Below are 385 nucleotides of genomic sequence, written 5' to 3'. Positions count from 1 at the left end.
CTCGCACCCGGCGCAACAGACGTCCGGCAATGCGCGGCGTGCCGCGAGCGCGGCGCGCGATCTCCAGCGCGCCGTCGTCACCGAGCGGCATCGAGAGGATGCGGGCGCCGCGGCGCACGATCTGCTCCAGCTCCTCGACCGTGTAGAAATTGAGCCTGACCGGGATGCCGAAACGGTCGCGCAGAGGATTCGTCAAAAGTCCGAGCCGGGTTGTCGCCGCAACCAACGTGAAGCGGGCGAGATCGATTTTGACCGAACGCGCCGCCGGCCCCTCGCCGATGATGAGATCAAGCTGGAAATCCTCCATCGCCGGGTAGAGGATTTCTTCCACCGCCGGATTGAGCCGGTGGATTTCGTCGATGAAGAGCACGTCGCGCTCCTCGAG

At 65.5% G+C, this 385-nt stretch carries 1 protein-coding gene; it reads right to left on the bottom strand.

Annotated features, from left to right (window positions below; genetic code table 11):
- Window positions 1–385: AAA family ATPase (locus EOA60_RS37225; protein ID WP_128312834.1), on the bottom strand; the 385-nt coding region annotated here is incomplete at both ends.

The organism is Mesorhizobium sp. M1A.F.Ca.IN.020.06.1.1 (assembly GCF_004023265.1).
Lineage (GTDB): Bacteria > Pseudomonadota > Alphaproteobacteria > Rhizobiales > Rhizobiaceae > Mesorhizobium.
The sequence above is the reverse complement of the archived record's forward strand: the minus strand, read 5'-3'. Positions and strand labels throughout refer to the sequence as shown.